This window comes from Pseudomonas migulae (genome assembly GCF_043225285.1).
GTDB classification, from domain to species: domain Bacteria; phylum Pseudomonadota; class Gammaproteobacteria; order Pseudomonadales; family Pseudomonadaceae; genus Aquipseudomonas; species Aquipseudomonas migulae_C.
Genome location: NZ_CP171224.1, coordinates 6,313,653 through 6,339,288, shown reverse-complemented (window position 1 = coordinate 6,339,288; position 25,636 = coordinate 6,313,653). Strand labels below are relative to the sequence as shown.

General features: G+C 62.0%; 22 protein-coding genes. 8 read left to right on the top strand and 14 right to left on the bottom strand.

Annotated elements, in window-relative coordinates:
- Positions 1 to 89: 89 nt before the first annotated feature.
- From ACF6ZU_RS28955 to ACF6ZU_RS28935, 5 genes are all read right to left on the bottom strand, one after another.
- Positions 90 to 1,109: a branched-chain amino acid aminotransferase gene (locus ACF6ZU_RS28955; protein WP_392889349.1), complete on the bottom strand. Its 1,020-nt coding sequence runs from the start codon at positions 1,107 to 1,109 to the stop codon at positions 90 to 92.
- A gap of 223 nt (positions 1,110 to 1,332) precedes the next feature.
- Complete coding sequence (gene lpdA, locus ACF6ZU_RS28950; RefSeq protein WP_392889347.1) at positions 1,333 to 2,715, bottom strand: dihydrolipoyl dehydrogenase; 1,383 nt, start codon at positions 2,713 to 2,715, stop codon at positions 1,333 to 1,335.
- A 3-nt stretch (positions 2,716 to 2,718) separates the two neighbouring features.
- The gene (locus ACF6ZU_RS28945; protein ID WP_392889345.1) at positions 2,719 to 3,990 is read right to left on the bottom strand and encodes a dihydrolipoamide acetyltransferase family protein; all 1,272 of its coding nucleotides are present in this window, start codon (positions 3,988 to 3,990) and stop codon (positions 2,719 to 2,721) included.
- Positions 3,991 to 5,049 (bottom strand): alpha-ketoacid dehydrogenase subunit beta, encoded by a 1,059-nt coding sequence (locus tag ACF6ZU_RS28940; RefSeq protein WP_392889343.1) that lies wholly within the window; start codon positions 5,047 to 5,049, stop codon positions 3,991 to 3,993.
- A gap of 1 nt (position 5,050) precedes the next feature.
- Positions 5,051 to 6,286 carry a 3-methyl-2-oxobutanoate dehydrogenase (2-methylpropanoyl-transferring) subunit alpha gene (locus ACF6ZU_RS28935; protein WP_392889341.1) on the bottom strand — a complete coding sequence of 412 codons (1,236 nt, stop codon included), beginning with the start codon at positions 6,284 to 6,286 and terminating at the stop codon, positions 5,051 to 5,053.
- A 186-nt stretch (positions 6,287 to 6,472) separates the two neighbouring features.
- Here ACF6ZU_RS28935 and bkdR point away from each other — a divergent pair, with 186 nt between their 5' ends.
- Positions 6,473 to 6,961: a Bkd operon transcriptional regulator BkdR gene (bkdR, locus tag ACF6ZU_RS28930; RefSeq protein WP_007915088.1), complete on the top strand. Its 489-nt coding sequence runs from the start codon at positions 6,473 to 6,475 to the stop codon at positions 6,959 to 6,961.
- Positions 6,962 to 7,561: 600 nt separating this feature from the next.
- Here bkdR and ACF6ZU_RS28925 read toward each other — a convergent pair.
- Positions 7,562 to 8,425 (bottom strand): MBL fold metallo-hydrolase, encoded by an 864-nt coding sequence (locus tag ACF6ZU_RS28925; RefSeq protein ID WP_392889338.1) that lies wholly within the window; start codon positions 8,423 to 8,425, stop codon positions 7,562 to 7,564.
- A 161-nt stretch (positions 8,426 to 8,586) separates the two neighbouring features.
- Between ACF6ZU_RS28925 and ACF6ZU_RS28920 the strand changes: the two genes are divergently transcribed.
- The 4 genes from ACF6ZU_RS28920 to nahK all read left to right on the top strand — a co-directional run bounded on the left by ACF6ZU_RS28920 (position 8,587) and on the right by nahK (position 14,826).
- Positions 8,587 to 9,393 (top strand): sulfite exporter TauE/SafE family protein, encoded by an 807-nt coding sequence (locus tag ACF6ZU_RS28920; RefSeq protein WP_392889337.1) that lies wholly within the window; start codon positions 8,587 to 8,589, stop codon positions 9,391 to 9,393.
- Between the two features lie 175 nt (positions 9,394 to 9,568).
- On the top strand, positions 9,569 to 10,753 hold the full coding sequence (locus ACF6ZU_RS28915) for a porin (RefSeq protein ID WP_392889335.1): 1,185 nt from the start codon (positions 9,569 to 9,571) through the stop codon (positions 10,751 to 10,753).
- A gap of 349 nt (positions 10,754 to 11,102) precedes the next feature.
- On the top strand, positions 11,103 to 12,266 hold the full coding sequence (nosP, locus tag ACF6ZU_RS28910) for a nitric oxide-sensing protein NosP (RefSeq protein WP_392889332.1): 1,164 nt from the start codon (positions 11,103 to 11,105) through the stop codon (positions 12,264 to 12,266).
- Positions 12,196 to 14,826 (top strand): hybrid sensor histidine kinase/response regulator NahK/ErcS', encoded by a 2,631-nt coding sequence (gene nahK, locus ACF6ZU_RS28905; RefSeq protein WP_392889330.1) that lies wholly within the window; start codon positions 12,196 to 12,198, stop codon positions 14,824 to 14,826. Before nosP ends, nahK begins: the two co-directional genes overlap by 71 nt.
- A 123-nt stretch (positions 14,827 to 14,949) precedes the next feature.
- Here nahK and ACF6ZU_RS28900 read toward each other — a convergent pair whose 3' ends face one another.
- The 6 genes from ACF6ZU_RS28900 to ACF6ZU_RS28875 all read right to left on the bottom strand — a co-directional run bounded on the left by ACF6ZU_RS28900 (position 14,950) and on the right by ACF6ZU_RS28875 (position 20,409).
- Positions 14,950 to 15,612, bottom strand: a complete 663-nt coding sequence (locus ACF6ZU_RS28900; RefSeq protein WP_392889329.1) for a response regulator — start codon at positions 15,610 to 15,612, stop codon at positions 14,950 to 14,952.
- A 57-nt stretch (positions 15,613 to 15,669) separates the two neighbouring features.
- Positions 15,670 to 16,227 (bottom strand): PQQ-dependent catabolism-associated CXXCW motif protein, encoded by a 558-nt coding sequence (locus ACF6ZU_RS28895; protein WP_392889328.1) that lies wholly within the window; start codon positions 16,225 to 16,227, stop codon positions 15,670 to 15,672.
- A gap of 491 nt (positions 16,228 to 16,718) precedes the next feature.
- Positions 16,719 to 17,510, bottom strand: a complete 792-nt coding sequence (locus tag ACF6ZU_RS28890) for an ABC transporter permease (protein ID WP_392889327.1) — start codon at positions 17,508 to 17,510, stop codon at positions 16,719 to 16,721.
- Positions 17,507 to 18,238 carry an ABC transporter ATP-binding protein gene (locus tag ACF6ZU_RS28885; protein WP_392889326.1) on the bottom strand — a complete coding sequence of 244 codons (732 nt, stop codon included), beginning with the start codon at positions 18,236 to 18,238 and terminating at the stop codon, positions 17,507 to 17,509. Before ACF6ZU_RS28885 ends, ACF6ZU_RS28890 begins: the two co-directional genes overlap by 4 nt.
- A complete protein-coding gene (locus tag ACF6ZU_RS28880) occupies positions 18,235 to 19,194 on the bottom strand; it encodes a YVTN family beta-propeller repeat protein (protein ID WP_392889325.1) in 960 nt (319 codons plus the stop codon). Before ACF6ZU_RS28880 ends, ACF6ZU_RS28885 begins: the two co-directional genes overlap by 4 nt.
- 30 nt (positions 19,195 to 19,224) lie before the next feature.
- Positions 19,225 to 20,409, bottom strand: a complete 1,185-nt coding sequence (locus ACF6ZU_RS28875; protein ID WP_392889324.1) for an ABC transporter substrate-binding protein — start codon at positions 20,407 to 20,409, stop codon at positions 19,225 to 19,227.
- Positions 20,410 to 20,566: 157 nt separating this feature from the next.
- Between ACF6ZU_RS28875 and ACF6ZU_RS28870 the strand changes: the two genes are divergently transcribed.
- From ACF6ZU_RS28870 to ACF6ZU_RS28860, 3 genes are read left to right on the top strand one after another with little or no spacing between them, the layout of a single operon-like run.
- Positions 20,567 to 20,689: a hypothetical protein gene (locus tag ACF6ZU_RS28870; protein WP_392889323.1), complete on the top strand. Its 123-nt coding sequence runs from the start codon at positions 20,567 to 20,569 to the stop codon at positions 20,687 to 20,689.
- Positions 20,690 to 20,691: 2 nt separating this feature from the next.
- Positions 20,692 to 21,954: a histidine kinase gene (locus ACF6ZU_RS28865; protein WP_392889322.1), complete on the top strand. Its 1,263-nt coding sequence runs from the start codon at positions 20,692 to 20,694 to the stop codon at positions 21,952 to 21,954.
- Positions 21,951 to 22,589 carry a response regulator gene (locus ACF6ZU_RS28860; RefSeq protein WP_392889320.1) on the top strand — a complete coding sequence of 213 codons (639 nt, stop codon included), beginning with the start codon at positions 21,951 to 21,953 and terminating at the stop codon, positions 22,587 to 22,589. Before ACF6ZU_RS28865 ends, ACF6ZU_RS28860 begins: the two co-directional genes overlap by 4 nt.
- A gap of 153 nt (positions 22,590 to 22,742) precedes the next feature.
- Here the strand turns inward: ACF6ZU_RS28860 and ACF6ZU_RS28855 are convergent, their stop codons facing one another.
- Together ACF6ZU_RS28855 and exaA are read right to left on the bottom strand one after the other, a co-directional pair.
- Positions 22,743 to 23,390 (bottom strand): pentapeptide repeat-containing protein, encoded by a 648-nt coding sequence (locus tag ACF6ZU_RS28855; RefSeq protein WP_392889319.1) that lies wholly within the window; start codon positions 23,388 to 23,390, stop codon positions 22,743 to 22,745.
- Positions 23,391 to 23,526: 136 nt separating this feature from the next.
- The gene (gene exaA, locus ACF6ZU_RS28850; RefSeq protein WP_392889317.1) at positions 23,527 to 25,419 is read right to left on the bottom strand and encodes a quinoprotein ethanol dehydrogenase; all 1,893 of its coding nucleotides are present in this window, start codon (positions 25,417 to 25,419) and stop codon (positions 23,527 to 23,529) included.
- Positions 25,420 to 25,636: the final 217 nt, after the last annotated feature.

Genomic DNA, 25,636 nt, shown 5'->3' with positions numbered 1-25,636 from the left:
GCTGGCTCCTACAGGGTTATGGCGTTTGGCTCATAAAAAAGCCCCCCATCGCCAAGGCGATGGAGGGCTTCGATGCCACGGAGGTCAGATCAAACCTTGACGATCCAGCCCGCTGGCGCTTCGATGTCGCCGGTTTGCACACCGGTCAGCTCTTTGTAGAGCTTCTGGGTGACCGGGCCGACTTCGGTTTCGCTGTGGAACACGTGCAGGTGATCGTTGTAGCTGATGCCGCCGATCGGAGTGATCACGGCAGCGGTACCGCAGGCGCCGGCTTCCTTGAAGTCGGACAGCTTGTCGATGAACACGTCACCTTCAACCACTTCCAGGCCCAGACGGGACTTCGCCAGTTCGATCAGCGACAGGCGGGTGATGCCTGGCAATACCGATGGCGAGTTCGGGGTCACGAACTTGTTGTCGTGGGTGATCCCGAAGAAGTTGGCCGAACCGACTTCCTCGATCTTGGTGTGGGTCATCGGGTCCAGGTAGATGCAGTCGGCGAAGTGCGCCTTCTTGGCCTGGGAACCTGGCATCAGGCTGGCGGCGTAGTTGCCACCGACCTTGGCTGCGCCGGTGCCTTGTGGGGCCGCACGGTCGTAGCTGGAGATCAGGAAGTTGTGCGGGGTCAGGCCGCCTTTGAAGTAAGCGCCGACCGGGATGCAGAAGATCGAGAAGATGAACTCGGGCGCGGTGCGCACGCCGATGTTGTCACCCACGCCGATCACGAACGGACGCAGGTACAGCGCGCCGCCGGTGCCGTAAGGCGGGATGAAGCGCTCGTTGGCGCGGACCACTTGCTTGCAGGCTTCGATGAACTGCTCGGTTTCCACGAACGGCATCAGCAGGCGTGCACAGCTGCGCTGCATGCGCAGGGCGTTCTGGTCCGGGCGGAACAGGTTGATCGAGCCGTCCTTGCAACGATAGGCCTTCATGCCTTCGAAGCATTGCTGGCCATAGTGAAGGGCCGTCGAGCCTTCGCTGATGTGCAGCACATTGTCTTCGGTCAGGGTGCCTTCGTCCCACTCGCCATTGCGATAGTGCGAGAGATAGCGCTTGTCTGTCTTGATGTAATCAAAACCCAGCTTGTCCCAATTGATGCTTTCGTTACCCATGACACCCTCTATCACTGAACAACCGTCGAAACGGTTCAAGGCTTCTGACGTTTTTTGGATGGGGACAACAATACTTCATTCCGGGCCTGTTTCGCAGCCTGGACTATCGGATGACCGGCAGATAAATCGTATTGTCCTCGAGAAATCGCGAGCAGGCTCGCTCCCACAGGGGAATGCATTCCAAATGTGGGAGCGAGCCTGCTCGCGATGGGCGCGCCGCCATTCAGAGGTGCAACGCATGCCCCAAGGCGCGCAACGCCGCTTCCTGCACCGCCTCGCCAAGCGTCGGATGGGCGTGGATGGTGCCTGCGATGTCTTCCAGGCGAGCGCCCATTTCCAGGCTCTGGCCAAACGCGGTCGACAATTCCGAAACACCTACGCCGACGGCCTGCCAGCCGACAATCACATGATTGTCCCGACGAGCGACCACCCGTACGAAGCCGCTTTTCGATTCCAGTGTCATCGCCCGGCCATTGGCCGCGAACGGGAAGCTCGACACGATGCAGTCCAGACCCGCCGCCTTGGCCTCGTCCGGGGTCTTGCCGACCACCACCAGTTCCGGGTCGGTGAAGCACACCGCCGCGATCGCCGTCGGGTTGAATTCGCGGGATTTACCGCTGATCAACTCGGCAACCATTTCACCCTGGGCCATGGCCCGGTGCGCGAGCATCGGTTCGCCGCTCAGGTCGCCGATGGCGTAGACGTTGCGCATGCTGGTCTGGCAACGGTTGTCGATCTTGATCGCCGAGCCGTTCATGTCCAGATTCAGCGCTTCGAGGTTCCAGCCCTGGGTGTTCGGTTTGCGACCGACCGCCACCAGCACCTGGTCGGTTTCCAGGCTGAGAGTGTCACCGTCCGGATCGCTAACCTGCAAGGTATTGTTATTTGAATCAAAGGCTTGAACGCTATGTTTCAAGTAAAGCTTCACGCCGAGTTTTTTCAATTCATCGTGAACAGGCTGGGTCAGTTCAGCGTCGTAGGCCGGCAGGATACGATCCTGCGCCTCAACCACGCTGACGTCTGCGCCGAGTTTGCGATAAGCGATCCCCAGCTCCAGACCGATGTAACCGCCACCGACCACGATCAGCCGTTTGGGTACCGACTTGGGTGCCAGGGCTTCGGTGGAGGAGATGATCGGCCCGCCAATCGGCAGCATCGGCAGGTTCACGCTTTTCGAACCGGTGGCGAGCACCAGGTGTTCGCACTGAATGCGCGTGTCGCCGACTTCTACGGTTTTACCATCGATAACTTTCGCAAAGCCTTGAATAACCTGAATTTTATTCTTTTTAAGCAATGCCGAAACGCCTGTGGTCAGGCGATCGACGATGCCATCCTTCCATTCAACACTTTTGCTGATGTCGAGGGTCGGCGCGGACACGCTGATGCCCAAGGCCGAGTGCTGGCTATGGTGTTGCGTCTGGTGAAATTGCTCGGCCACGTGAATCAGTGCCTTCGACGGGATGCAGCCGATGTTCAGGCAGGTACCGCCCAAGGATTCACCTTCCACCACAATGGTCGAGATGCCCAGTTGGCCGGCGCGAATCGCCGTCACATAACCGCCAGGGCCGCCGCCGATGATCAGCAGCGTGGTGTTCAAAGTCTGCATTGCTTACTCCACAAACAGGGTGGCGGGTTGTTCGAGCAAGCCGCGCACGGCCTGGATGAATTGCGCCGCGTCCATGCCATCGACGACGCGGTGATCGAAGGAGCTGGAGAGGTTCATCATCTTGCGAATCACGATCTGGCCTTTGACCACCATCGGCCTTTCGACGATTTTGTTCACGCCGACGATCGCCACTTCCGGCAGGTTCAGCACTGGCGTGCTGACGATACCGCCCAACGCGCCGAGGCTGGTCAGGGTGATGCTGGAGCCGGACAATTCATCTCGGCTGGCCTTGCCGTTTCGCGCGGCACTGGCCAGGCGGGAGATTTCCTGGGCGCTGTCCCACAGGCTGCGGGCTTCGGCGTGACGCACCACTGGCACCATCAAACCGATGTCGGCCTGGGTGGCGATGCCCACATGCACCGCGCCTAGGCGGGTGATGACCTGGGCTTCGTCATCGTAACGGGCGTTGATCTGCGGGAAATCGCGCAGGGCGACGACCAGGGCGCGGACCAAAAAGGGCAGTAACGTCAGCTTGCCGCGGGTTGCCCCGTGTTTTTCGTTCAGGTGCGCGCGCAGTTCTTCCACGGCGGTGACGTCGATTTCTTCGACATAACTGAAGTGGGCGGCGCGCTGAGTGGCGTCCTGCATGCGCTGGGCGATCTTGCGGCGCATGCCGATCACCGGGATCTGCTCTTCGTCGTTACGCTGGGCGTAAGCGGCGGGGGCGGTCGATGCGTTCGACTGACCTTGCGCCAGATAGGCGTCGAGGTCTTCATGCAGCACGCGACCGGCCGGGCCAGTGCCACGCACCAATCGCAACTGGATGCCGAGATCGAGTGCATGCTTGCGCACGGCCGGGGAGGCCAGCGGGCGTTCATCGGCTTCACGAGCGACCATCGGGCCCTGACACACCGCAGCGCGCGGGGCCGGTGCCGGAACGGGTTTGCTTTCCACGGCGGCTTCGACTTTCGGCGCCGAAACCGGCGCTTCCTTCACGACAGCTGGCTGGGCCGACTCTTTAACGTTGCCCGCGCCTTCGACTTCAATGCTGATCAAGATGCTGCCAACCGCCATGACTTCACCGGGCACGCCGCCCAGCGAAATGACCTTGCCGTGCACGGGCGAAGGGATGTCGACCATCGCCTTGTCGGTCATCACATCGGCCAGCACCTGATCCTCGACGACCAGGTCGCCGACTTTCACATGCCACTGAGACAATTCAACTTCTGCGATGCCTTCACCAATGTCCGGCATTTTAATAACGTGCGTGCCCATTCAGACCTCCATGACCCGATGCAAAGCCGCGCCCACTCGGGACGGGCCAGGGAAATACGCCCACTCTTGCGCGTGCGGGTAGGGGGTGTCCCAACCGGTGACGCGTTCGATCGGCGCTTCCAGGTAGTGGAAGCAATGCTCTTGCACCAGGGCGGCCAGTTCGGCGCCAAAACCGCAGGTGCGGGTCGCTTCGTGAACGATGACGCAGCGGCCGGTTTTCTTCACTGACTTGACGATGGTTTCCAGGTCCAGCGGCCACAGGCTGCGCAGGTCGATGACTTCAGCGTCGATCCCGCTTTCTTCGGCGGCAACCTGCGACACATAGACGGTGGTGCCGTAAGTCAGGATGGTCACGTCCTTGCCCGGACGGGTGATGGCGGCGACGTCCAGCGGTACGGTGTAGTAACCGTCTGGAACCTGCGCGGCCGGGTGTTTCGACCATGGCGTCACCGGGCGTTCGTGGTGACCATCGAACGGGCCGTTGTACAGGCGTTTTGGCTCGAGGAAGATCACCGGGTCATCGTTTTCGATGGAGGCAATCAGCAAGCCCTTGGCGTCGTACGGGTTGGACGGCATCACCGTGCGCAAGCCGCAGACCTGGGTGAACATCGCTTCGATACTCTGGCTGTGGGTCTGGCCGCCATAGATGCCGCCGCCGCAAGGCATGCGCAGGGTCATCGGTGCGGTGAATTCGCCGGCCGAGCGATAACGCAGACGGGCGGCTTCGGAAATGATCTGGTCCGACGCCGGGTACACATAGTCGGCGAACTGGATTTCGGCCACCGGGCGCAGACCGTAGGCGCCCATGCCCACGGCGACGCCGACGATCCCGCTTTCGGAGATCGGCGCGTCGAACACGCGGGAGGTGCCGTACTTGTTCTGCAGGCCTTCGGTGCAACGGAACACGCCGCCGAAGTAACCGACGTCCTGGCCGAACACCACGACGTTGTCGTCACGTTCAAGCATCACATCCATGGCCGAGCGCAGGGCCTGGATCATGGTCATGGTGGTTGTGGTCATGGCGGTTTCCGGCTTGATATTGTTGTTGTGATCGTTCATGTCAGATCCCCAACTCTTGACGCTGGCGCTTCAAGTGCTCCGGCATCTCTTTATAAACGTCTTCGAACATGGTCGCGGCGCTCGGAATCTGGCCGCCGGCGAGGGTGCCGTATTGTTCGGCTTCTTTCTGCGCGGCGATCACTTCGGCTTCCAGTTCGGCGCTGACGGCGACGTGTTCCTCTTCGGACCACTGGCCGATTTTCACCAGGTGCTGCTTCAGGCGCGCAATCGGATCGCCCAACGGGAAATGGCTCCAGTCGTCGGCAGGACGGTATTTGGACGGATCATCGGAGGTCGAGTGCGGGCCAGCGCGGTAGGTGACCCATTCGATCATGGTCGGGCCGAGGTTGCGGCGGGCGCGTTCTGCAGCCCAGGCCGAAGCGGCGTAGACCGCATAGAAATCGTTGCCATCGACCCGCAGGGAGGCGATGCCGCAACCAACGCCACGGCCGGCGAACGTAGTGGCTTCACCCCCGGCAATGGCCTGGAAGGTGGAGATGGCCCATTGGTTGTTGACCACGTTGAGGATCACTGGCGCACGGTAGACGTGGGCAAAGGTGAGGGCGGTGTGGAAGTCTGATTCGGCCGTGGCGCCGTCGCCGATCCAGGCCGAGGCAATTTTGGTGTCGCCCTTGATCGCCGAGGCCATGCCCCAGCCGACTGCCTGGACGAATTGGGTGGCGAGGTTGCCGGAAATGGTGAAGAAACCGGCTTCCTTGACCGAGTACATGATCGGCAGCTGACGGCCCTTGAGCGGATCGCGCTCGTTGGACAGCAACTGGCAGATCAGGTCCACCAGCGGCACTTCGCGCGCCATCAGGATGCTTTGCTGGCGATAGGTCGGGAAGCACATGTCGTCGATGTTCAACGCCAGGGCCTGGGCGCTGCCGATGGCTTCTTCGCCAAGGCTTTGCATGTAGAACGACATTTTTTTCTGACGCTGGGCGACGACCATGCGGTTGTCGTAGATCCGCGTCTTGAGCATGGCGCGCATGCCCTTGCGCAGGATCTCCACCGGTACGCCTTCAGCCCACGGGCCCAGGGCATTGCCCTGATCGTCGAGCACGCGAATCAGGCCGCGGGCCAGATCGGCCGTGTCGGCGGGTTCAACGTCGATTGGAGGTTTGCGCACCGTGCCGGCATCGGTCAGATGCAGGTAGGAAAAGTCGGTTTTACAGCCGGGACGGCCCGAGGGTTCAGGGACGTGCAGGCGCAGCGGTTCGTACGCTTGGTTCATGGCTTCTACGCTCGATCTTGTGAATTTCTTGTAGTGAGCTGACCGTCATCCCACGTGTTATGGAAATCTTGTCCTACAAACATCATAGGCCCGGCGCAGGAGAATATTTCTCTCTGTTTCGTTGCGCTTGAGATCATTTGAGGATAAAAAATCTGCATAAACATAAAAAACAGGTGGTTTTGTCTCATGCGCAAACTGGACCGTACCGATATCGGCATTCTCAACAGCCTTCAGGAGAACGCGCGCATCACCAACGCCGACCTTGCCCGTTCGGTGAACCTGTCACCGACGCCGTGCTTCAACCGGGTCAAGGCGATGGAAGAATTGGGGCTGATTCGCGAGCAAGTGACGCTGCTGGACGCGGATCTGCTGGGCTTGCATGTGAATGTGTTCATTCACGTCAGCCTGGAGAAGCAGGTGGAGGAGGCGTTACAGCATTTCGAGGAAGCGATTTCGGATCGCCCGGAAGTGATGGAGTGCTACCTGATGGCGGGTGATCCGGATTACTTGATCCGGGTGCTGGTGCCGACCATTCAGTCGCTGGAGCGTTTCATGATGGACTTCCTGACCAAAGTCCCTGGCGTTGCCAACATCCGTTCGAGCTTTGCGCTCAAGCAGGTGCGCTACAAAACCGCGTTGCCGTTGCCGGCGAACGGGTTGACCCTGGGGAATTGACCTGCCCCCAAACTTTGTAGGAGCCGGCTTGCCGGCGATGGCGTCCTTGAAATCGCCATCGCCAGCAAGCTGGCTCCTACAGGTTTTGTGGTGGATCTGGGTTGGGTGTGACACCGCGCAATTGTAGGAGCCGGCTTGCCGGCGATGGCGTCCTTGAAATCGCCATCGCCAGCAAGCTGGCTCCTACAGGTTTTGTGGTGGATCTGGGTTGGGTGTGACACCGCGCAATTGTAGGAGCCGGCTTGCCGGCGATGGCGTCCTTGAAACCGCCATCGCCAGCAAGCTGGCTCCTACAGGATTTGGGGCGGATTCGGGATTGGTTTGACACCCCGCAATTGTAGGAGCCGGCTTGCCGGCGACGGCGTCCTTGAAATCGCCATCGCCAGCAAGCTGGCTCCTACAGGATTTGGGGCGGATTCGGGTTGGGTGTGACACCACGCAATTGTAGGAGCCGGCTTGCCGGCGATGGCTGTTTCGGAATCGCCATCGCCAGCAAGCTGGCTCCTACAGGATTTGGGGCGGATTCGGGATTGGTGTGACACCCCGCAATTGTAGGAGCCGGCTTGCTGGCGATGACGTCCTTGACATCGCCGCCAAGGCTCAGAGTTTGTTCAGGGGAATTTTCAGGTAGGTGACGCCATTGTCTTCGGCCGGCGGTAAATTCCCCGCCCGTACGTTGACCTGAATCGCCGGCAGCAACAGCGTCGGCATGCCCAGTCCGGCATCGCGGCGGGTGCGCATGGCGACGAACGCGGCTTCATCGATGCCGTCGTGGACGTGAATGTTGCCTTTGCGTTGCTCACCCACGGTGGTTTCGCATTGGGGCGCTCGCCCCTCCGGCGGATAGTCGTGGCACACGTAAAGCCGCACGCTCGCCGGAAAAGCCAGGATCTTCTGGATCGAGGCAAACAACTGGTTGGCATTGCCACCGGGAAAGTCGCAGCGCGCAGTGCCGACATCCGGCATGAACAGCGTGTCGCCCACCAGCATCACGTCGCTGTCGATCAGATAGGCCATGTCTGCCGGCGTATGGCCAGGCACATGCAGCGCCGTGGCCTTGAGGTTGCCGATCATGAAGGATTCGTCCGGGGCGAACAGGTGATCGAACTGCGAACCGTCCACGGCAAATTCCGGCTCAAGGTTGAACAGGCCCTTGAACACCCCCTGAACCTTGCTGATCGACTGGCCAATCGCAATCCTGCCACCCAGTTCCCGGCGCAGATAAGGCGCGGCGGACAAGTGATCGGCATGGGCGTGAGTTTCCAGCAGCCATTGCACCTGCAAGCGGTGTTCGCGGACGAAGGCCACGATCTTGTCGGCCTGGAGGGTGGCGGTGCGCCCGGCAGCCGGGTCGTAATCGAGCACCGGGTCGACGATCGCACACTGGCCGCCGTCGGCCTCGTAGATCACGTAACTGTAGGTCGACGAGGCGGGGTCGAGGAAGGCTTCAATCAAGGCAGGCATGGTGGCCGTTTCTTCTGGGACAAGCCATGAGGGTAGTGTGATTTTCCCTGCGCTGACCAGCCCCTCGACAATTCAATTGATGTAAAAAACTGCGCGGGCTCTATCCTGTCAATCATCGATACCGGGCGCTCCCGGCATTTTTCGCGGATCACGAGAGTTTTATGTTGCTGGCAAGTCTGTTCGGTGTGGTGATGGGCCTGGTCCTGGGATTGACCGGTGCCGGCGGTGGCATTCTCGCGGTACCGGCCTTGGTGCTGGGCTTGGGGCTGACCATGACTCAGGCGGCCCCGGTCGCCCTGTTTGCGGTGGGCAGCGCGGCGGCGGTCGGTGCGATTGACGGCTTGCGCCACGGCTTGGTGCGTTATCGCGCGGCGCTGTTGATTGCGTTGCTGGGGGCGATCTTTTCCCCGGTCGGCATCTACTTCGCCCATCAGTTACCGGAAAAAATCCTGATGATCCTGTTCAGCCTGCTGATGGTCATGGTGGCCTGGCGGATGTTGCGACGCGAACGCGAGGAAGAAGGACCGAGCGACCACGGCCACGCCAACTGGGGTCAAAAAAACTGCATGCTCGATCAGCAGACCGGGCGTTTTTCCTGGACCGCCAAATGCACCGCGACTTTGGCGGCGCTCGGTGCGGTCACCGGGGTGGTCTCCGGGCTGCTCGGCGTTGGCGGCGGATTCCTGATCGTGCCGGCGTTCAAGCAACTGACTGACGTGCAGATGCGCGGCATTATCGCGACCTCCTTGATGGTGATCAGCCTGATTTCCGCCATCGGCGTGATCGGCGCGTTTCATGCCGGGGTGAGGATCGATGCTGTCGGTGTGGCGTTCATCGTCGCGAGCGTCGTCGGCATGATCATTGGCCGGAAACTGTGCGCGCGAGTACCCGCCCGGGTCCTGCAGGTCGGCTTCGCCAGCGTCTGTGTTGCGGTCGCTGCCTACATGCTGTTCCGGGCCGGCGCCTAACGAGTCTTACACCCTAAGTTCCGGGCCTCGTTGCAGCCCGGTCTTACATCGAATTTGTCGCACGCCTGCGGCCACGCCAAAGCACTTCAAAACCGCCTCCAAGGCAGCGTATGACGCCGCCGGTCCGCTTTCGATAATCGCCTCCGACATCCAGTCCCCTGCTGCGGAGCGCGTCATGCACAAGAATAAGAACTTCACGCATCGTTACTTGCCAGCCTTCATTGCCAGCCTGTCCACGCTCGGTTTGAGCTCCATGGCCGATGCCGAAATCATGCTGTACGACAAGGACCAGACCACGTTTTCCACCGACGGTTACATCAACGCGTTCTACGTGAACAGCGATGTCGACCGCGCCGGCGACCAATACGACCGCCGCCAGGCGCGGGTGAAAATGGGCTTCCTGCCGAACTACCTGGGTTTCAACATGGGCAAGCAGGTCGATGACCTCAAGCTCGGCGCCCGGGCGTCGTTCTGGGTGACCATCAACGACAGCGAAACCAACGGCACCGACACCGCCATCGATGTGCGTCAGTTCTACGGCACCGTGGCCAACCCGGAATGGGGCGAGGTGCTGATCGGCAAGGATTTCGGCCTGTTTGCCCGTTCCAACATCCTGCTCGACGAGTTGCTTGCCGGTTACGGCCAGGTCAGCGACACGCTGGGGCTGGTCGACGGTGGCGGGGTGTCGTTCGGCAACATCGGCAGCGGCTATCCGTACCCGTTTCCGACGTCGCAGATTACCTACCGCACGCCGGTGATGGACGGCCTGCGGGTGGCAGTGGGGATCATGGACCCGGTGGACACCAACGACAGCAGCCCGACGGGCAAGGCTTATCAGGAAAATCCGCGCACCGAGAGCGAGATCACCTACCAGTTCGACGTCGCCGGGGCGAAGATCTACAGCTGGGTCAACGGCAGCTATCAGACCTCGGACAACACCGATTCCACGGTTCAATCCGTGACTTCCAAAGGCGTCGGTTATGGCGTGCAGGCGAAAATGGGCGGGTTGTCGCTGACCGGCTCCGGGTTCCAGGCCAAGGGCATCAACCCGTTTTTCACCAACAACGCCGGGGAACCGACGCTGCGCAATGTCGACAGCGACGGCTACCTGTTGCAGGGCTCGTACAAACTGGGGAAAAACCGTCTGGCCCTGTCCTACGGCAAGACCAAGGACGACGGCAACGGCGTGGTCGGCAGCGGCGCGGATTACGAGACCCGCGGCATTGCGCTGTTCCACGACGTCAACGACAACCTGAAGCTGGTGGCCGAGTACAACCAGTTCGAAATCAACGGCCACGACACCAGCGCGCAGAACGAAGACACCGACACCTTTGCAGTGGGGGCAGTGTTGACCTGGTAACCCCGATCCCTTGTGGGAGCCGCCTTGCCGGCGATTGCGGTGCATCAGTCACCTTCATTGGTGTCTGTCCCACCGCCATCGCCAGCAAGCTGGCTCCTACAGGTTTGTGTGATGCGAAAAGATGGCGTGCCTGGCGCGGATTTGTAGGAGCCGGCTTGCCGGCGATGGCGGTTTCGGAATCGCCATCGCCAGCAAGCTGGCTCCTACAGGTTTTGTGTGATGCAGAAAGTGGCGTGCCGTGGATGACTCATCCCATCGAACCGCCTGACCGCTACCCAAGTAGCATACGGTGCCGCCCCCGGCCTTCGTACACTCGAGCCTCACACATGCGCACCTGCGGGAGGCGACGATGCAGCAGGTTCAGAGTGAAGGTGTCGTCAGTGCGATGTCCCAGGCCACCGATGCGCAGCAGGTGGCGCAGGAGCTGGCGCGGCAGTTGCTGCATCCGCACCTCGGGTTCGTCTTGTTCTTCTGTTCCGCCGAGTACGACTTGCAGGCGCTCGGTCATGCGTTGCAGCAAGGCTTCGGCGGGATTCGCCTGGTGGGCTGCACCAGCGCCGGGGAAATCACGCCGCAGGGTTACGGTCGCAATTGCGTGACCGCCGTGGGTTTCGACCACCGGCACTTTTCCATCGACGCCGAACTCATCGACGAGATGGAGCACTTCAGCCTGATCGATGCCCAGCAAATGGTCGAGCGCCTGGTCAGTGGCTGTCGCAGCAATACCCTGGCGCCGATCAAGGGCAACAGTTTTGCCCTGACCTTGCTCGACGGCTTGTCCAGCCGTGAGGAAATGGTGCTCGCGGCATTGAGCGCCGCGTTGGGCGACATCCCGCATTTCGGCGGCTCGGCGGGTGACGACAATTACCTGACCCACACCCACGTCTATTTCGGTGGCGAGTTCCACAGCGGCGCGGCCGTGGTGGTGCTGGTCAACACCTGGCTCGATTTCGAGGTTTTCACCACCCATCACATCCTGCCGAGAGCGGAGAAGCTGGTAGTCACCGGCGCCGACAGCGCCTCGCGCCGGGTCTTCGAACTGAATGCCGAACCGGCCGCCGAGGAATACGCCCGGCACATCGGCGTGCCGGTCTCCGAGCTGGATCACCGGATCTTCGCCGCGCATCCGCTGGCGGTACGGATCAACGACCAGTACTACGTGCGGGCCATCCAGCAGGTTCATCCGGACCTGAGCCTGGGTTTTTACTGCGCGGTGGAAAACGGCATCGTCCTCACCGTCATGACCCCGGGCCCGTTGCTGCCGAACCTGCAAACCTTGTTCGACGGTTTGCAGGAACGCCTCGGCGACCTGTTGCTGACCATCGGTTGCGACTGTTTTCTCCGGCGCCTGGAGCTGGAAGACAGTGGCGGCCTGGAACCGATCGGCACGTTTTTGCGCGAGCAACGGGTGATCGGTTTCAACACCTACGGAGAACAGTTCAATGGCATGCACATCAACCAGACCTTCACCGGGGTTGCCATTGCCCGAGGCCGCTCCCCTGGAAATCGCTGAGCTTCAGGCCGAACTGGCCAGCCTGCGCCGCGAGAATCACAAGCTGCAGCGCATCAATGGCGCGTTGATCGAGCGGATCGAGTCCGGCGTCACCCGTGGCAACGATCCGTACGCGGCGTTCCAGCATTCCGTGGTGCTGGCCGAGCAGGTGCGCGAACGCACCGACGCCCTGAACCAGGCCATGGCCGAACTCAAGTCGGGCAATCACTTGCTCAGCGAAGCGCGGCTGCGGGCGGAAACCGCGCACCGGTACTTGATCGACGCCATCGAGAGCATTTCCGATGCCTTTGTCCTGTTCGACGCCGAACAACGCATCGTCCTGTTCAACAGCCGCTTCAAGGCGTTCTGGGGCAACAGCCGGGTGCGGATCAACGCCGGCATGCGCCTGGCGGAGGTGAAGCGGCTGATGTCGGCCACCGGATTGTTTACCGAGGAACCGCGCGGGCAGGCCGATGAAAACCTGCTGTATCGCCTGCAAAACGGGCGCTGGCTGCAAGTCAGCGAGCGGCCGACCCAGGAAGGCGGGCGGGTGATCCTGTTCACCGACATCACCGACGTCAAACTCAGTGAAACCGTGCGGCGTGAGCAGGCGGTGGCGCAGAAATCACACTTGCTGCAACGGGCGGTCGACAACCTGTCCCAGGGCGTGGCGATGGTCAACGCCGAGGGCATCCTGGAATTGTGGAACCGGCGTTTTCTTGAACTCAGCGGCCTGGCGCCGGTGGCGGCGCACCGGCCGTTCGCCGAAGTGATCGCCGACAGCGAACTGAACCTGCTGACCCCGGCCAGTCGCAGTGCCAACGGGCGCCCCTTGCAGGAGTGCGAGCAACGCCTCTGCGACGGCCGCGTCCTGGAAATCCGCACCCATCCGCTGCCCACGGGCGGCTTCGTCAACACCTTCACCGACATCACCGAGCGCTACCAGCACGCCGAAGCACTGAGCGAAAGCGAGCGCTGGATACGCCTGATCACCGACCACGTACCGGCGTTGATCGCCTATCTCAATGCCGACCTGGTCTACGAGTTCACCAACAAAGTCTACGAAGAATGGTACTGCTGGCCGCGCGGCGTGATGCTCGGGCAGAGCCTGCGCGAAGTGCACAGCGAGCAGCATTACCAACGCCTGGAAGCCTACGTGGCGCGGGCATTGGCCGGCGAGAGCGTGACCTTCGAGTTCGCCGAAACCAACATCAACAATCAGGAGCGCTACATGCTGCGCTCCTACGTGCCCAACCGGTTGGCCACCGGGGAAGTGGTGGGGATTTTCGTGTTGATCCGCGACATCACCGAGCGCCGCCGCACGGCCGAGGCGTTGCATCAGGCCTATCAGAACCTTGAACTGCGGGTGCGCGAACGCACGGCGGAACTGACAACCCTCAATGACCAGTTGCTGCGCGAGATCGACGAACGCCGGCGCGTGGAATCCCGCCTGCGGGAAGCCAAGCTTGAAGCCGAGCAGGCCAACCTGTCGAAAACCAAATTTCTTGCTGCCGTCAGCCACGACCTGCTGCAACCGCTGAATGCCGCGCGCCTGTTCACCAGCGCCTTGCTCGAACGCCGGGAACCGCTGGCCAACGAGATTCTGGTGCGCAACGTCAGCAATTCCCTGGAGGACGTGGAAAACCTGCTCGGCACGCTGGTGGATATTTCCAAGCTGGATGCCGGGGTGATCAAGGCGGACATTGCGCCGTTCGCACTGAGCGAGCTGCTGGAAAACCTCGCGGCGGAATACACCCAGGTGGCGCGCAGTGAAGGGCTTGAATTGCACTTCATCGCCTGTTCGGCGCTGGTGCGCAGCGACATTCAATTGCTCGCGCGGATCCTGCGCAACCTGCTGAGCAATGCACTTCGCTACACCTACAGCGGGCGTGTGGTACTGGGTTGCCGGCGTCACCATCAACGCTTGTCCATCCAGGTGTGGGACAGCGGCATGGGCATCGCGGAAAACCGGCTGGAGGAGATTTTCCAGGAGTTCAAGCGCGGTGATGTGCAACGTCCGGATCAGGATCGCGGGCTGGGCCTGGGGCTGGCGATCGTCGAGAAAATCGCCGGGATTCTCGGGCACCGGATTCATGTGCGCTCATGGCCGGGCAAGGGCTCGATGTTTTCCGTCGAGGTGCCGTTGAGCGCCACGGCACCGAAAAGCTTGCCCAACCCGTTGATGAGCGAACCGATGCTCGAACGTCTGCGCGGCGCGCGGGTGTGGGTGCTGGACAACGACGCGGCGATTTGTGCCGGCATGCGCACCTTGCTCGAAGGCTGGGGCTGTGTGGTGGTGACGGCGTTGTCGGAACAGGATCTGGCGCGGCAGGTGGACAACTACCATGCCGAAGCGGATCTGCTGATTGCCGACTACCACCTGGATGACGATCAGAACGGGGTGGATGCGGTGGCGCGGATCAACGCCCGTCGCGCTTCAGCGATCCCGGCGATGATGATCACCGCCAACTACAGCAATGAGCTCAAGCTGCAGATCCGAGAGCTGGGGCACACGTTGATGCACAAGCCGGTGCGGCCGATGAAGCTGAAGACGGCGATGAGTCATTTGCTCGGCCTGTAGGAGCGAGTCGGCTCCGGGCGGCGTTCCGACGATGGACGTCAACGATAACGTTGGGGGCCTGACACCCCGTGGCGCTCTCGGGTTTTTCGCGAGCAGGCTCGCTCCTACAGGAGGGGGGCGGGTTTACCGCCGCAGGTAAGAACCGAAATCAATATCCCCGGCACTCAGGATCGCCTGCACCCGGTTGTGCACATTGAGTTTGCGCAGGATCGCCGACACATGGGCCTTGACCGTGGTTTCGGCGATTTCCAGGGTGTAGGCGATCTGCTTGTTCGACTCACCCTTGGTCATCCGTTCCAGCACCAGCAACTGCTTGCGGGTCAGGGCCTGGAGCAGTTCCGGCGGGAAGCTCGGGGTGTCGTTCCGGCGGTGAGTGCTGCTTTTCTGGGTGCGGATGATGTCCGGGGGCAAGTAGACGTTGCCGTTGAGAATCTGCTGAATGGCGTCGGTCATCTGCACCCGTGGCGAGGACTTGGTGATGAAACCCACCGCGCCGTAGGTGATGGCTTGCAGCACGATCTGTTTGTCTTGTTCCGCCGAGACGATCACCACTGGAATGGTCGGTGACTCGTTGCGCAGGTTGATCAGCCCGTTAAGGCCGTGCATGCCGGGCATGTTCAGGTCGAGCAGGATCAGGTCCAGGTCGTCGTGGTCCTGGGTCAGCGCCAGGGCGCTGTCGAGGTCGGCGGTTTCCATGACCTCGCTGCCCGGGAACCCATCGCTGATGACGTTATGAATGGCTTCGCGAAACAGCGGGTGATCGTCGGCAATCAGAATTTTGTACATAGCCTTTCACCTCGTTATTTTGATTATGGTGTGGCAACAGCGCGCACGCGTAAAGCTTCAGGGAAAGGGTTCGGGCTGTGCCGGCGTCACGGGCAGGTTCGCCGCTTGCCAGGCATCCAGGCCATCGCGATACCAATACAGAGTCTTATAGCCCATGGCGGCGGCACGCTTGACCGCGTTCCAGCTCAACCAGCAATCGGAGCGGCAGTAAAAGACCAGCGGTTGCCGGAGATCGCCGGCGGTGAATTTTTCCAGATTGCGCGTGAAGTAATCCTGCCAGTCGGGCGTCAGGTCACCATCGCCGGTATTGGCCAGCCAGTGGCTGCCGGGCAGGTTTTCGTGGGGCTGGTCTTCGATGAAGCGGCCTTGCAGCCATTGGCGGTGATAGACATCGATCAGCACCGGACGCGGGGTTTGTTCGAGCAGGTTTTGCAGGGCGGCGGTGTCGATGATGGCGGCGCCAGCGGCCTGATTTGGCGTTGGGCTGCGGTAGAGGCTGATGCGATAGCCTTCAGCGGAAAACAGCGGGGTTTCGGCCTGGGCGGCGCCGAGCAACAGGCTCAGCGAGAGCGCGGCAAGGGCAGGGCGCAGCAGACGACGTCGGGCACGCGGCATGGGGTTCGGTCCTTATAGTTATGGACCCATTACATGCCAGTCGCGGTGCGTTGGGAATGCGACGATAGACAGGTTAACCAGTACTAAAGTAGTAATTTTGGTGCGCTAAACGCCAATCCCGATGGCGGTGCGTCTGATACACCGCGTTGCCTGGATCGCCAGCAAGCCGGCTCCTACAGTTTGATGTCGCTCACACGATAACGGCAGGTCACATCCCTGGTAGGAGCCGGCTTGCCGGCGATGGCGGTGTGTCTGATACACCGCGTTGCCTGGATCGCCAGCAAGCTGGCTCCTACAGTTTGATGTCGCTCACAAAATAGCGGTGTTTCCCAGATTCCTGTAGGAGCCGGCTTGCCGGCGATGGCGGTGCGTCTGATACACCGCGTTGCCTGGATCGCCAGCAAGCTGGCTCCTACAGTTTGATGTCGTTCACGAGAATAACGGCAGGTCACATTCCTTGTAGGAGCCGGCTTGCTGGCGATGGACTGGGGTTAGCTGAGTTTGCGCAGGGCGGCGTGCTGGGGGTTGAAGGTGAGGACGGCCAGCAGCGAGAACACCAGCGTCAGGCCGACGCACACCGCCATGGCCAGCAGGTTGAAGCGCTCGTACAAGGCAAACCGTACCAGTTCCACCGCATGGGTAAACGGGTTCAACGCGCACAACCCGTACAGCCACTCACTGGACTCGCGCATCTTCCACAGCGGGTACAGCGCCGACGACAGGAAAAACAGCGGGAAGATCACGAAATTCATCACCCCGGCGAAGTTCTCCAGTTGGCGGATCGCGTTCGACAGCAACAACCCCAAGGCGCTCAGCATCAGCGCCACCAGCAGCAACGCCGGCAGCGCGAGCAAAAAACCCATCGCCGGTGGCTGCACGCCGTACACCCAGGCAATCGCCAGGAAGGCATACACCTGCAACAGCGAAATCAGCGAGGTGGCCAGCAGTTTGCTGCACAACAGAAACGTGCGGGGCAGGGGGCTGGTCAGCAGCACGCGCATGCTGCCCATTTCCCGGTCGTAGACCATCGACAGTGAACCTTGCATGCCGTTGAACAACAGGATCATGCAGGCCAGCCCTGGAATGATGTACACCTCATACGGAATGTACGTGTCGTAAGGCTCGATGATCGCAATCCCGAGGGCCGCGCGAAAACCGGCGGCGAACACCAGCAGCCACAGCAGCGGCCGCACCAGCGCACTGAGAAACCGCGTGCGCTGCAACACAAAACGCAGCCATTCGCGCAGCACGATGCCGCTGAAACATTGCCAGTAAGCATTCATTGGACGGCTCCCGAGGTCGTCAGGCGAGCGAAGGCCGAGCCGAGGTCGCCGCCGTGCTCCAGGCTCAACGCATCGGCCTGGCCGCTGGCGACCAAACGGCCTTGATGGAGAATCAGCAAGTCATCGCTGGGCTGCACTTCATCCAGCAAGTGCGTGGTCCAGAGCACGCTGATGCCTTGCTCGCGGCACAGGCTGCGGATGTGCTGATTGAGCGCCAGGCGACTGGCCGGGTCGAGGCCGACACTGGCCTCGTCGAGCAGCAACAGGCGCGGCTCATGCAGCAGCGCGCGGGCGATCTCCACGCGGCGACGATGGCCGCCATTGAGTTCACGTACCCGCTCGCGGCGGCGTTCGTTCAGGGACTGGCGCGCAAGTTCGGCATCGACCCTAATCGCGGTTTCACGCCGCGACAGGCCATGCAGCGCAGCGTGATAACGCAGGTTCTGTTCGACGCTGAGGTCCAGGTCCAGCGTGCTTTGCTGGAACACCACGCCCAATTGCCTGAGCGCCGGACGTGCCGCGTTCCGCAGCGAACAGCCGCCCACCAGAATGTCGCCACGCTGCACATCGTAGAGCCGGGTCAGCAGGGCAATCAGCGTCGACTTGCCCGCGCCGTTCGGCCCCAGCAGCGCGGCGAAACGGCCGGGCGCCAGGCTGAAACTCACTTGGCGCAACGCCTCCCGCGCGCCGTAGGCGAAGCTCAGGTCACTGACTTCCAGGGCGTTCATGGCGTCACCACCACGCCCCACGGATAGCGCCCGACCTTCACCGACTTGATCACCTTGAGGCTGTCGACATCAATCACCGACACATCGCCGCTGACGCCATTGGTCGCGAGCAATTGCTTCTGGTCCGGGCTGAACGCCATCTGCCACACGCGTCGGCCCACCAGCAGGTAATCCAGAATCTCGAAGGTCTTGGCATCGATGACGGCCACATGGTTGGCCGGGCCGAGGGCGACGAAACCGTATTTGCCGTCGGCGCTGAGCTTGATGCCCACCGGTTGCACCTTGTCCGGGTGCACGCCTTTGATCTGGAAGTTCAGGGTCTTGAGAACCTGGCGGGTCGCGACGTCAAGGATAGTCACCGTGCCGCCGATTTCCGCCGAGGCCCAGAGTTGCTTGCCGTCGGGGGCGAACTCGACGAAACGCGGGCGCTGGTCCACCAGTGTGCTGTCGGCTAGGGTCTGGGTGCTGGTGTCGATCCAGTGCAGCATGTTCGTCGTTTCACTGGTGTTCACTGCCCATTTGCCGTCGGGGCTCACGGCCATGCCTTCAGGTTCGACGCCGACATTGATCTGGCTGAGCACCTTGGAGGTTTCGGTGTCGATCACCGTGACCAGCGCGTCGTCCTCGTTGGAAACATAGAGCCAGCGATTGTTCGGATGCAGGGCGAATTGCTCGGGGTCCTTGCCCGACGGCAGCTCCTTGATGATCTTGCGGGTGGCGACGTCCATCACCTGGACCCGGTCCGAGTCGCTGGCGCAGATGTACAGCAGCTTGCTGTCGTGGGACAGCAGCAAACCGCGTGGACGCTGACCGACCGGCAGGGTGTCGGTGACTTGCAGCGTCTGCATGTCGATCAGGCTCAGGTTGTTGTCTTTTTCGTTGGAAACCCAGGCGGTGCTGGCCGCGGCGTGCCCGGCGGCGAGCAGCAGGGCGCATGAAAGCAGGGTGCGGCGCATGGCAGATTCCTTATTGTTGTGGTGGTGACATCAGGGAAAGCGGCAACTGACCTCGGGCTTGTCGTAGCCCAGGCTGTCCATTTCGTTGAAGGGGTGCAGGAAACCGTCCTGGGGCGAGGCACTCACCAGGGCCCGGGGTTGCACGATGGGGATCGGCTGGCGCAACTGGCCGTTCCATGGGCGATAACTGAGCTTGCGACCCTTGAAACCATCGAGTGGCAATTGATCGCTGATTTCCAGGGCGCGGATGGCCATCGGGTCGGTCTCGCGCAATTTGCTCACCGCGCTGGCGATGCTGCGCACGGCCATCCACGCGGCGAAATCGCGATCGTTCATCCAGCGGCCGGCCATGGCTTCGAAGCGTTTCTGCAATTGCGCGGCGCCGTAGGTTTCCACGGTTTTGTGCCATCCCACCGGGGTCAGGCCCTGGGTGCCGGCCACCGGACGCGGGTACCAGGTCTGGTAGGGCACGTACTCGCCAAAGTCTCCGCGCTCATCCGCCACCAGCACCACGTCGTACTCGGCGGTCTGGGTGAACAGCGGCATGTCGGCCTGGGCGCTGCGGCGTTGATCGTTATCGAAGCTCCAGGCTTTCTCGGCCACCAGTTGCAGGCCGAAGCGTTTCGCCGCGCGGCGCAGGGCGGCGGCATAGGCCTGGTCGTCGGCGGTGGGGCCGACGATCAGCAGCGCCCGTTGCCATTTGCGCACCACCAGGAATTGCGCCAGCGCATCCGCGAGCATCGCCCGGCTCGGCAGTGTGTGCAGCACGTTTGGCAGGCAATCGGTGGTGCGCAGGCTGTCATCCGGGCTGCCGGCGTTGAACAGCAGACTGTCGGGCAGGGCGGCACTGAGTTGGCGCAGGCTGGCCATCGGCGCATTCACCACAAACAGCCGCAGGCCTTGAGCGTGTTGCGCCTTGGCGGCTTCAAGCAAGGCGTCGGGATTGTCGGTGTTGGCGCTGACCAGACTGTAGCTGTGCTTGAGAAAACGCCCGGTGCTGTTGCTGTCGGTGATCGCCAGTTCGGCGCCGCGCAGCCCGGCGTCGACGGGTTCGGGAATGATGTTGGAGAGCAATGGCCCTGGATCAGGGCGATAGGCCAGGTAGCCGATCTGCACCTGCAACGGCGCATCGGCAGCCTGGCTTATGGTCGCCAGCCCGGCGGCGCAGGCAATCGCCAGCAGGTAGATCAGGGCGTAAGGGGCAAGCTGGCGCATAGGGCACTCCATTCCTGGTAGCGCCAGCATAGGAAGGCTGAAGGCGGGATGAAATATGCAGAAAGTACCAGTGAGGCAGTACCAAGGTAGTAGCTCGCACCGGGCGGCGCGGTTTTAGCATGGGCTTCAACAGCCATCACACTGGAGGAGATCGAACATGCGGATTTTCAAAGCACTGCTCCTGCCGTTGTTACTGATTCTGAGCCTGATCGGCGTCGACAAACTTCACGGCCCGCGTCCCGCGCCGCTGCTGGTCATGCCCGTGACGCCGGGGCACTAGGCATGTCGGCCCTGTGGCGGATCAACCTGTGGGTCTGCGGCTTTTTTGCCCTGGTCACCCTGGCGTGCATGGGTTTGCTGGTGCACCAGGCGCTGGCGGATGTCGAGCGCGAGCTGCAATCCGCCGAAGCGGTGGTCGAATACCTCAGCGAAACCGCCGCGCGCGATCCCGTCAACCTGCAACCGCGCTTGACGCAAAGCCTGCGTCACGTGCGCGTGCGCTGGCTCGGACCCGGCGAAGCGGCCCGCCTGCCGGTGCAGGACGGGCTGGATGCCTGGCTCGGGCGACTGTTGTTTGCCGAGGCCCGGCACAGTGCGCGGGTTCTTGATTTGCAGGATGGCCGACGGGTGCAGATCGCGGTCGATCCACGGGATGAAATCGACGAAGTCTGGGATTCCCTTCAGCAATTGCTCAGCCTGTGTGGTCTGGCGCTGTTGTTGAGCCTGTTGACGATTCGCTGGGCCGTGCGCCGTGGCATGGGTTTGCTCGATGACCTGCTGCACGCCTTGCAACGGGTCTCGGACGGCCAGCTCAAGGTGCGATTGCGCGACGAAGGCGTACCCGAGGCGCGGCAACTGGCGGCGTATTTCAACCGCATGACCGAGGCGCTGGCGCAGGCGCGCACCGACAACACGCAACTGACCCAGACCTTGCTGGCCGTGCAGGAGCAGGAACGCACTCATCTGGCGCAGACCCTGCACGACGACCTTGGGCAATACCTGGCGGGGATTCGTGCCCAGGCCTGTCTGTTGCGCCTGGTCGTCGATCAGCCGGACACCGTGGAGCGCACGGTGCGCGAGCTGGAACATAACTGTGAACACCTGCAGCAGGGTTTTCGGGCGCTGGTGCACGACCTCTATCCGGTGGTGTTGCAACACCTGCCGCTGGCCGAGGCTTTCGCGCTGTTGGTGGAGCAATGGCGGGGCCGCCAGGGTGTCGATTGCCAGCTGCGCGTCAGCGCTTCGTTGCCGCCCTTGTCGGCGCCGGACAAGACCCATCTCTACCGCCTGTTGCAGGAAGCCTTGACCAACGTCGCTCGTCACGCCGATGCCAGCCAGGTGCGGGTTCGCCTGCAACACTGCGGCAGCCATTTGCGGTTGCTGATTCGTGACAACGGTTGCGGCGCGCAACAGCCGCAGCGGCCAGGTGTCGGTTTGCATTCGATGTTCGAGCGCGCCCGCAGCCTGGGCGGCGAGTTGCGCATCATCAGCCATCCCGGCGCGGGTTGGGCGCTGGCCTTGAGCATGCCTTTGGAGGCGTCATGAATATTCTGCTGGTGGATGACCACGCGGTGGTCCGTCAGGGCTACGCGAGTTTGTTGCGGGCGTTGTTGCCGGCGATGGAAGTGCGTGAAGCCGCGACCGGTGAGGAGGCGCTGACCAAGGTGTCGGAAGCCGTGCCGAACCTGGTGATCATGGATTTCGGCCTGCCGGGGATCAGCGGCCTGGAAACCACGCGGCGCCTGCGCCAGCGCCTGCCGCAATTGCGCGTGCTGTTTTTCAGCATGCACGATGAACTGCCGCTGGTGCGTCAGGCACTGGAGGCGGGGGCTTCGGGCTACCTGACGAAAAATTCGGCGCCGGAGGTGCTGATCGAGGCGGTGCGACGGATTCTCGCGGGCCATGCCTACATCGAACAGCCGCTGGCCACGCAACTGGCGTGTCACCCGCAGCAGGACGCCAGCGACCCGCGCTTGCAGAGCATGACCCAGCGCGAACTGGAGATCTTCGTGATGCTCGCCAAAGGCACCCCGGCGCGGTTGATCGCCGAACAGCTGAGCATCAGCAGCAAGACCGTGTCCAATCACCTGACCTTGCTCAAGAGCAAATTGCAGGTCAGCTCCCATGCCGAGTTGGTGCATCTGGGGATTGATATGGGGGTGGTGCGCAAGGCGGGGTGACGCGCCAGCACGGCCAGCACAAATCCCCTGTAGGAGCGAGCCTGCTCGCGATGGTCGTCAACGATTACGCGGGCAGTCAGATGCCCCGCGGTGCTCTCAGGTTTATCGCGAGCAGGCTCGCTCCTACAAGGGGGGGGCGGTGTTGGTTTGAGGTTATTTATTCCAGGTTGTCGGGCACCCGGTGCAACCCTCCATGTTCGCGTCCTGAAAATTCGCATAATGCTGGCGCGAGCCGCTGAGGTTGGCCTGTTCCAGGTTGCTTTCACCGAACTTGGCTTCCTGCAGGTTGGCGTCGCTGAGGTTCGCACCCTTGAGATCGGCCTTGCTTAACCAGGTCATTTCCAGGTCTGCCGCCTGCAGGTTGGCGTTGTGCAGTTTGGCGCCAGAGAGGCGGGCGAATTCCAGGTAGGCGCCGCTGAGGTTGGCGTCCTGGAATTGCGCACCCTGGGCGAACAGGCCCCAGCCCTGGATCGCCATCAGCGTGGCGCCACTGAAGTCGGCCAGGCGCAGATTGCTTTGTTGCAGGCTGGCGCGGGTCAGGTTGGCGCCTTGCAGTTGGGCTTTTTCCAGGTTGGCCAGGTCGAGACGGGCGTGACGCAGGTCGGCATCGCGCAGGTCGGCGCCGCTGAGGTTCATGTTGCGCAGGTCCTGGTTGCTCAGGTTGGCGCCTTTGAGATTGGCGCCGGGGCACTGGCTGTGTTCGGCGAGGGTGCAGCCGTTGATGATCAGGGGGGCGTCGTCGCCGTCGGTGGCGAATGCCGTAGACAGAGTCAACAGCAGTAATAGAGGCAGATAGTTCATGGCGTTGGCTCACGCTGAGTGTAGGAGCGAGCTTGCTCGCGATGGTCGTCAACGATGACGCGTGGTGTCTGGAACCCCGCGGCGATCTCACGTCCATCGCGAGCAGGCTCGCTCCCACAGTGGTGGGGGTTGTGGGTTATTTCTGCGCAGTCGGGTTATCCCAGCTCGGAATCTTGAACACCCAGAACGATCCGCCCTGAGCCACCGGTTTGGTCAGCTCGGCCATGTCGCCGCCCCACAACGGCACCGCGCCGCCATAGCCGACGGTCACGCCGATGTACTGCTCGCCATCCTGTTCCCAGGTGATCGGCGGCGAGACGATGCCGCTGCCGGTCTGGAACTTCCACAGCTCCTTGCCGGTTTTTGCGTCGAAGGCCTTGAAGAAACCGTCACCGGTGCCGGTGAACACCAGGTTGCCCTTGGTCGCCAGCACGCCGGCCCACAATGGCAAATGCTCCTTGTGCTCCCACACCACTTTGCCGGTGGTCGGGTTCATCGCGCGCAGGGTGCCGACGTGATCGTCGTACATGCGCTTGATCCGGAAACCCATGCCCAGGTAGGCCGAGCCTTTCTTGTAGTTGACCTCTTCGGTCCAGTATTCCTCTTTCCACTGGTTGCCCGGAATGTAGAACAGCCCGGTGTCCTGGCTGTACGCCATCGGGTTCCAGTTCTTGCCGCCGAGGAACGGTGGCGAAACCTCCACCGGTTTGCCCTTGGTTTCACCCGGCAGCGGTTTCGCCGGGCGCTGGCCTTCGTTTTCCACCGGGCGGCCGGTCTTGAGGTCGATGTGGCTGGCCCAGGTGATGTTGTCGACGAAGGGGAAAGCGTTCTGCAATTTGCCGTTGTTGCGGTCGACCACGTAGAAGAAACCGTTGCGGTCGGCGTGACCGGTGGCCTTGACCACTTTGCCGTCCTTGTCCTTGTAATCGAACAGCACCAGCTCGTTGTTGCCGGAGAAATCCCATGCATCGTTCGGGGTGTGCTGGTAGAACCATTTCACCTCGCCGGTGCTCGGGTCGACGCCGACCTGGCCCGAGGTATAGAGGCTGTCGTAATCGTGAGGGTTGCCGTCCTTGGAGGTGCGCGCCCAGGTATTCCACGGACCGGGGTTGCCGGCGCCAACGATGATGGTGTTGGTTTCCGCGTCGAAACTGGCGCTCTGCCAAGGGGCGCCGCCGCCATGGCTCCAGGCCTCGACCTTGCCGGTTTCGGTGGTCGGGTCGTTCGGCCATGAAGGCGCCTTGACGTCGCCGGTCGGCGTGCTGTCCTTGCCGTTCAGGCGGCCCATGTGACCTTCGACGAAGGGCCGCATCCACACTTCTTCGCCGGTGTCCGGATCACGGGCGTAAAGCTGCCCGACCACGCCGAACTCGTCACCGGAACTGCCGTGAATCAACAGCACCTTGCCGCTGGTCTTGTCTTTGATCAGCACCGGCGCGCCGGTCATGGTGTAGCCGGCGGCGTGGTCGCCGAATTTCTTGTTCCAGACCACTTTGCCGGTGTTCTTGTCCAGCGCGATCAGGCGTGCGTCGAGGGTGCCGAAGTAGATCTTGTCGCCATAAATGGCGGCGCCACGGTTGACCACATCGCAGCACGGACGAATGTTGTCCGGCAGGCGATGGTTGTAAGTCCACAGGCGTTTGCCGGTCTTGGCGTCGAGGGCGAATACCCGCGAATACGAGCCGGTGACGTACACCACGCCGTCGCTGACGATCGCCTGGGATTCCTGGCCGCGCTGCTTCTCGTCGCCGAACGAATAGGACCAGGCCGGCGTCAGCTTGAACACGTTCTTGTCATTGACCTGGGCCAAAGGGCTCCAGCGTTGGGCGTTGGTGCCCATGCCGTATTGCAGGACATCCTTGGTGGTCAGGTGATCGTTGGCAATGTCTTCCCAGCTCACGTTGCGCGTCGTTGTGGCAGGTTCGCTCGCGGCGTGGCTGGCAGCGCTCAGGGACAGGCTGCTCACCAGCAAAAAGGCTTGCACGGCGAGGGTCAGAGGGGAAAGGGCGGGTAGCGATCTTATTGTCATGGTTGCAGTTCCCAATGGAGGTTTTGGCCTGCACAGGGTGGTGGTTCCGTCGGGGTGGCGACTACGGAAAAAGTCCCGCTGTCGCCGGGAAGACTTCCCGAAAGGCACCTGATTTGGGTGTGCGCCGCAAGCCCTACTACCAAGGGAGTAGACGGCGGCCACCAAAGCAGCATGGGGCCGATGCGCAGCGCTTCCTAAGATGGTTGCCATAGCCTCT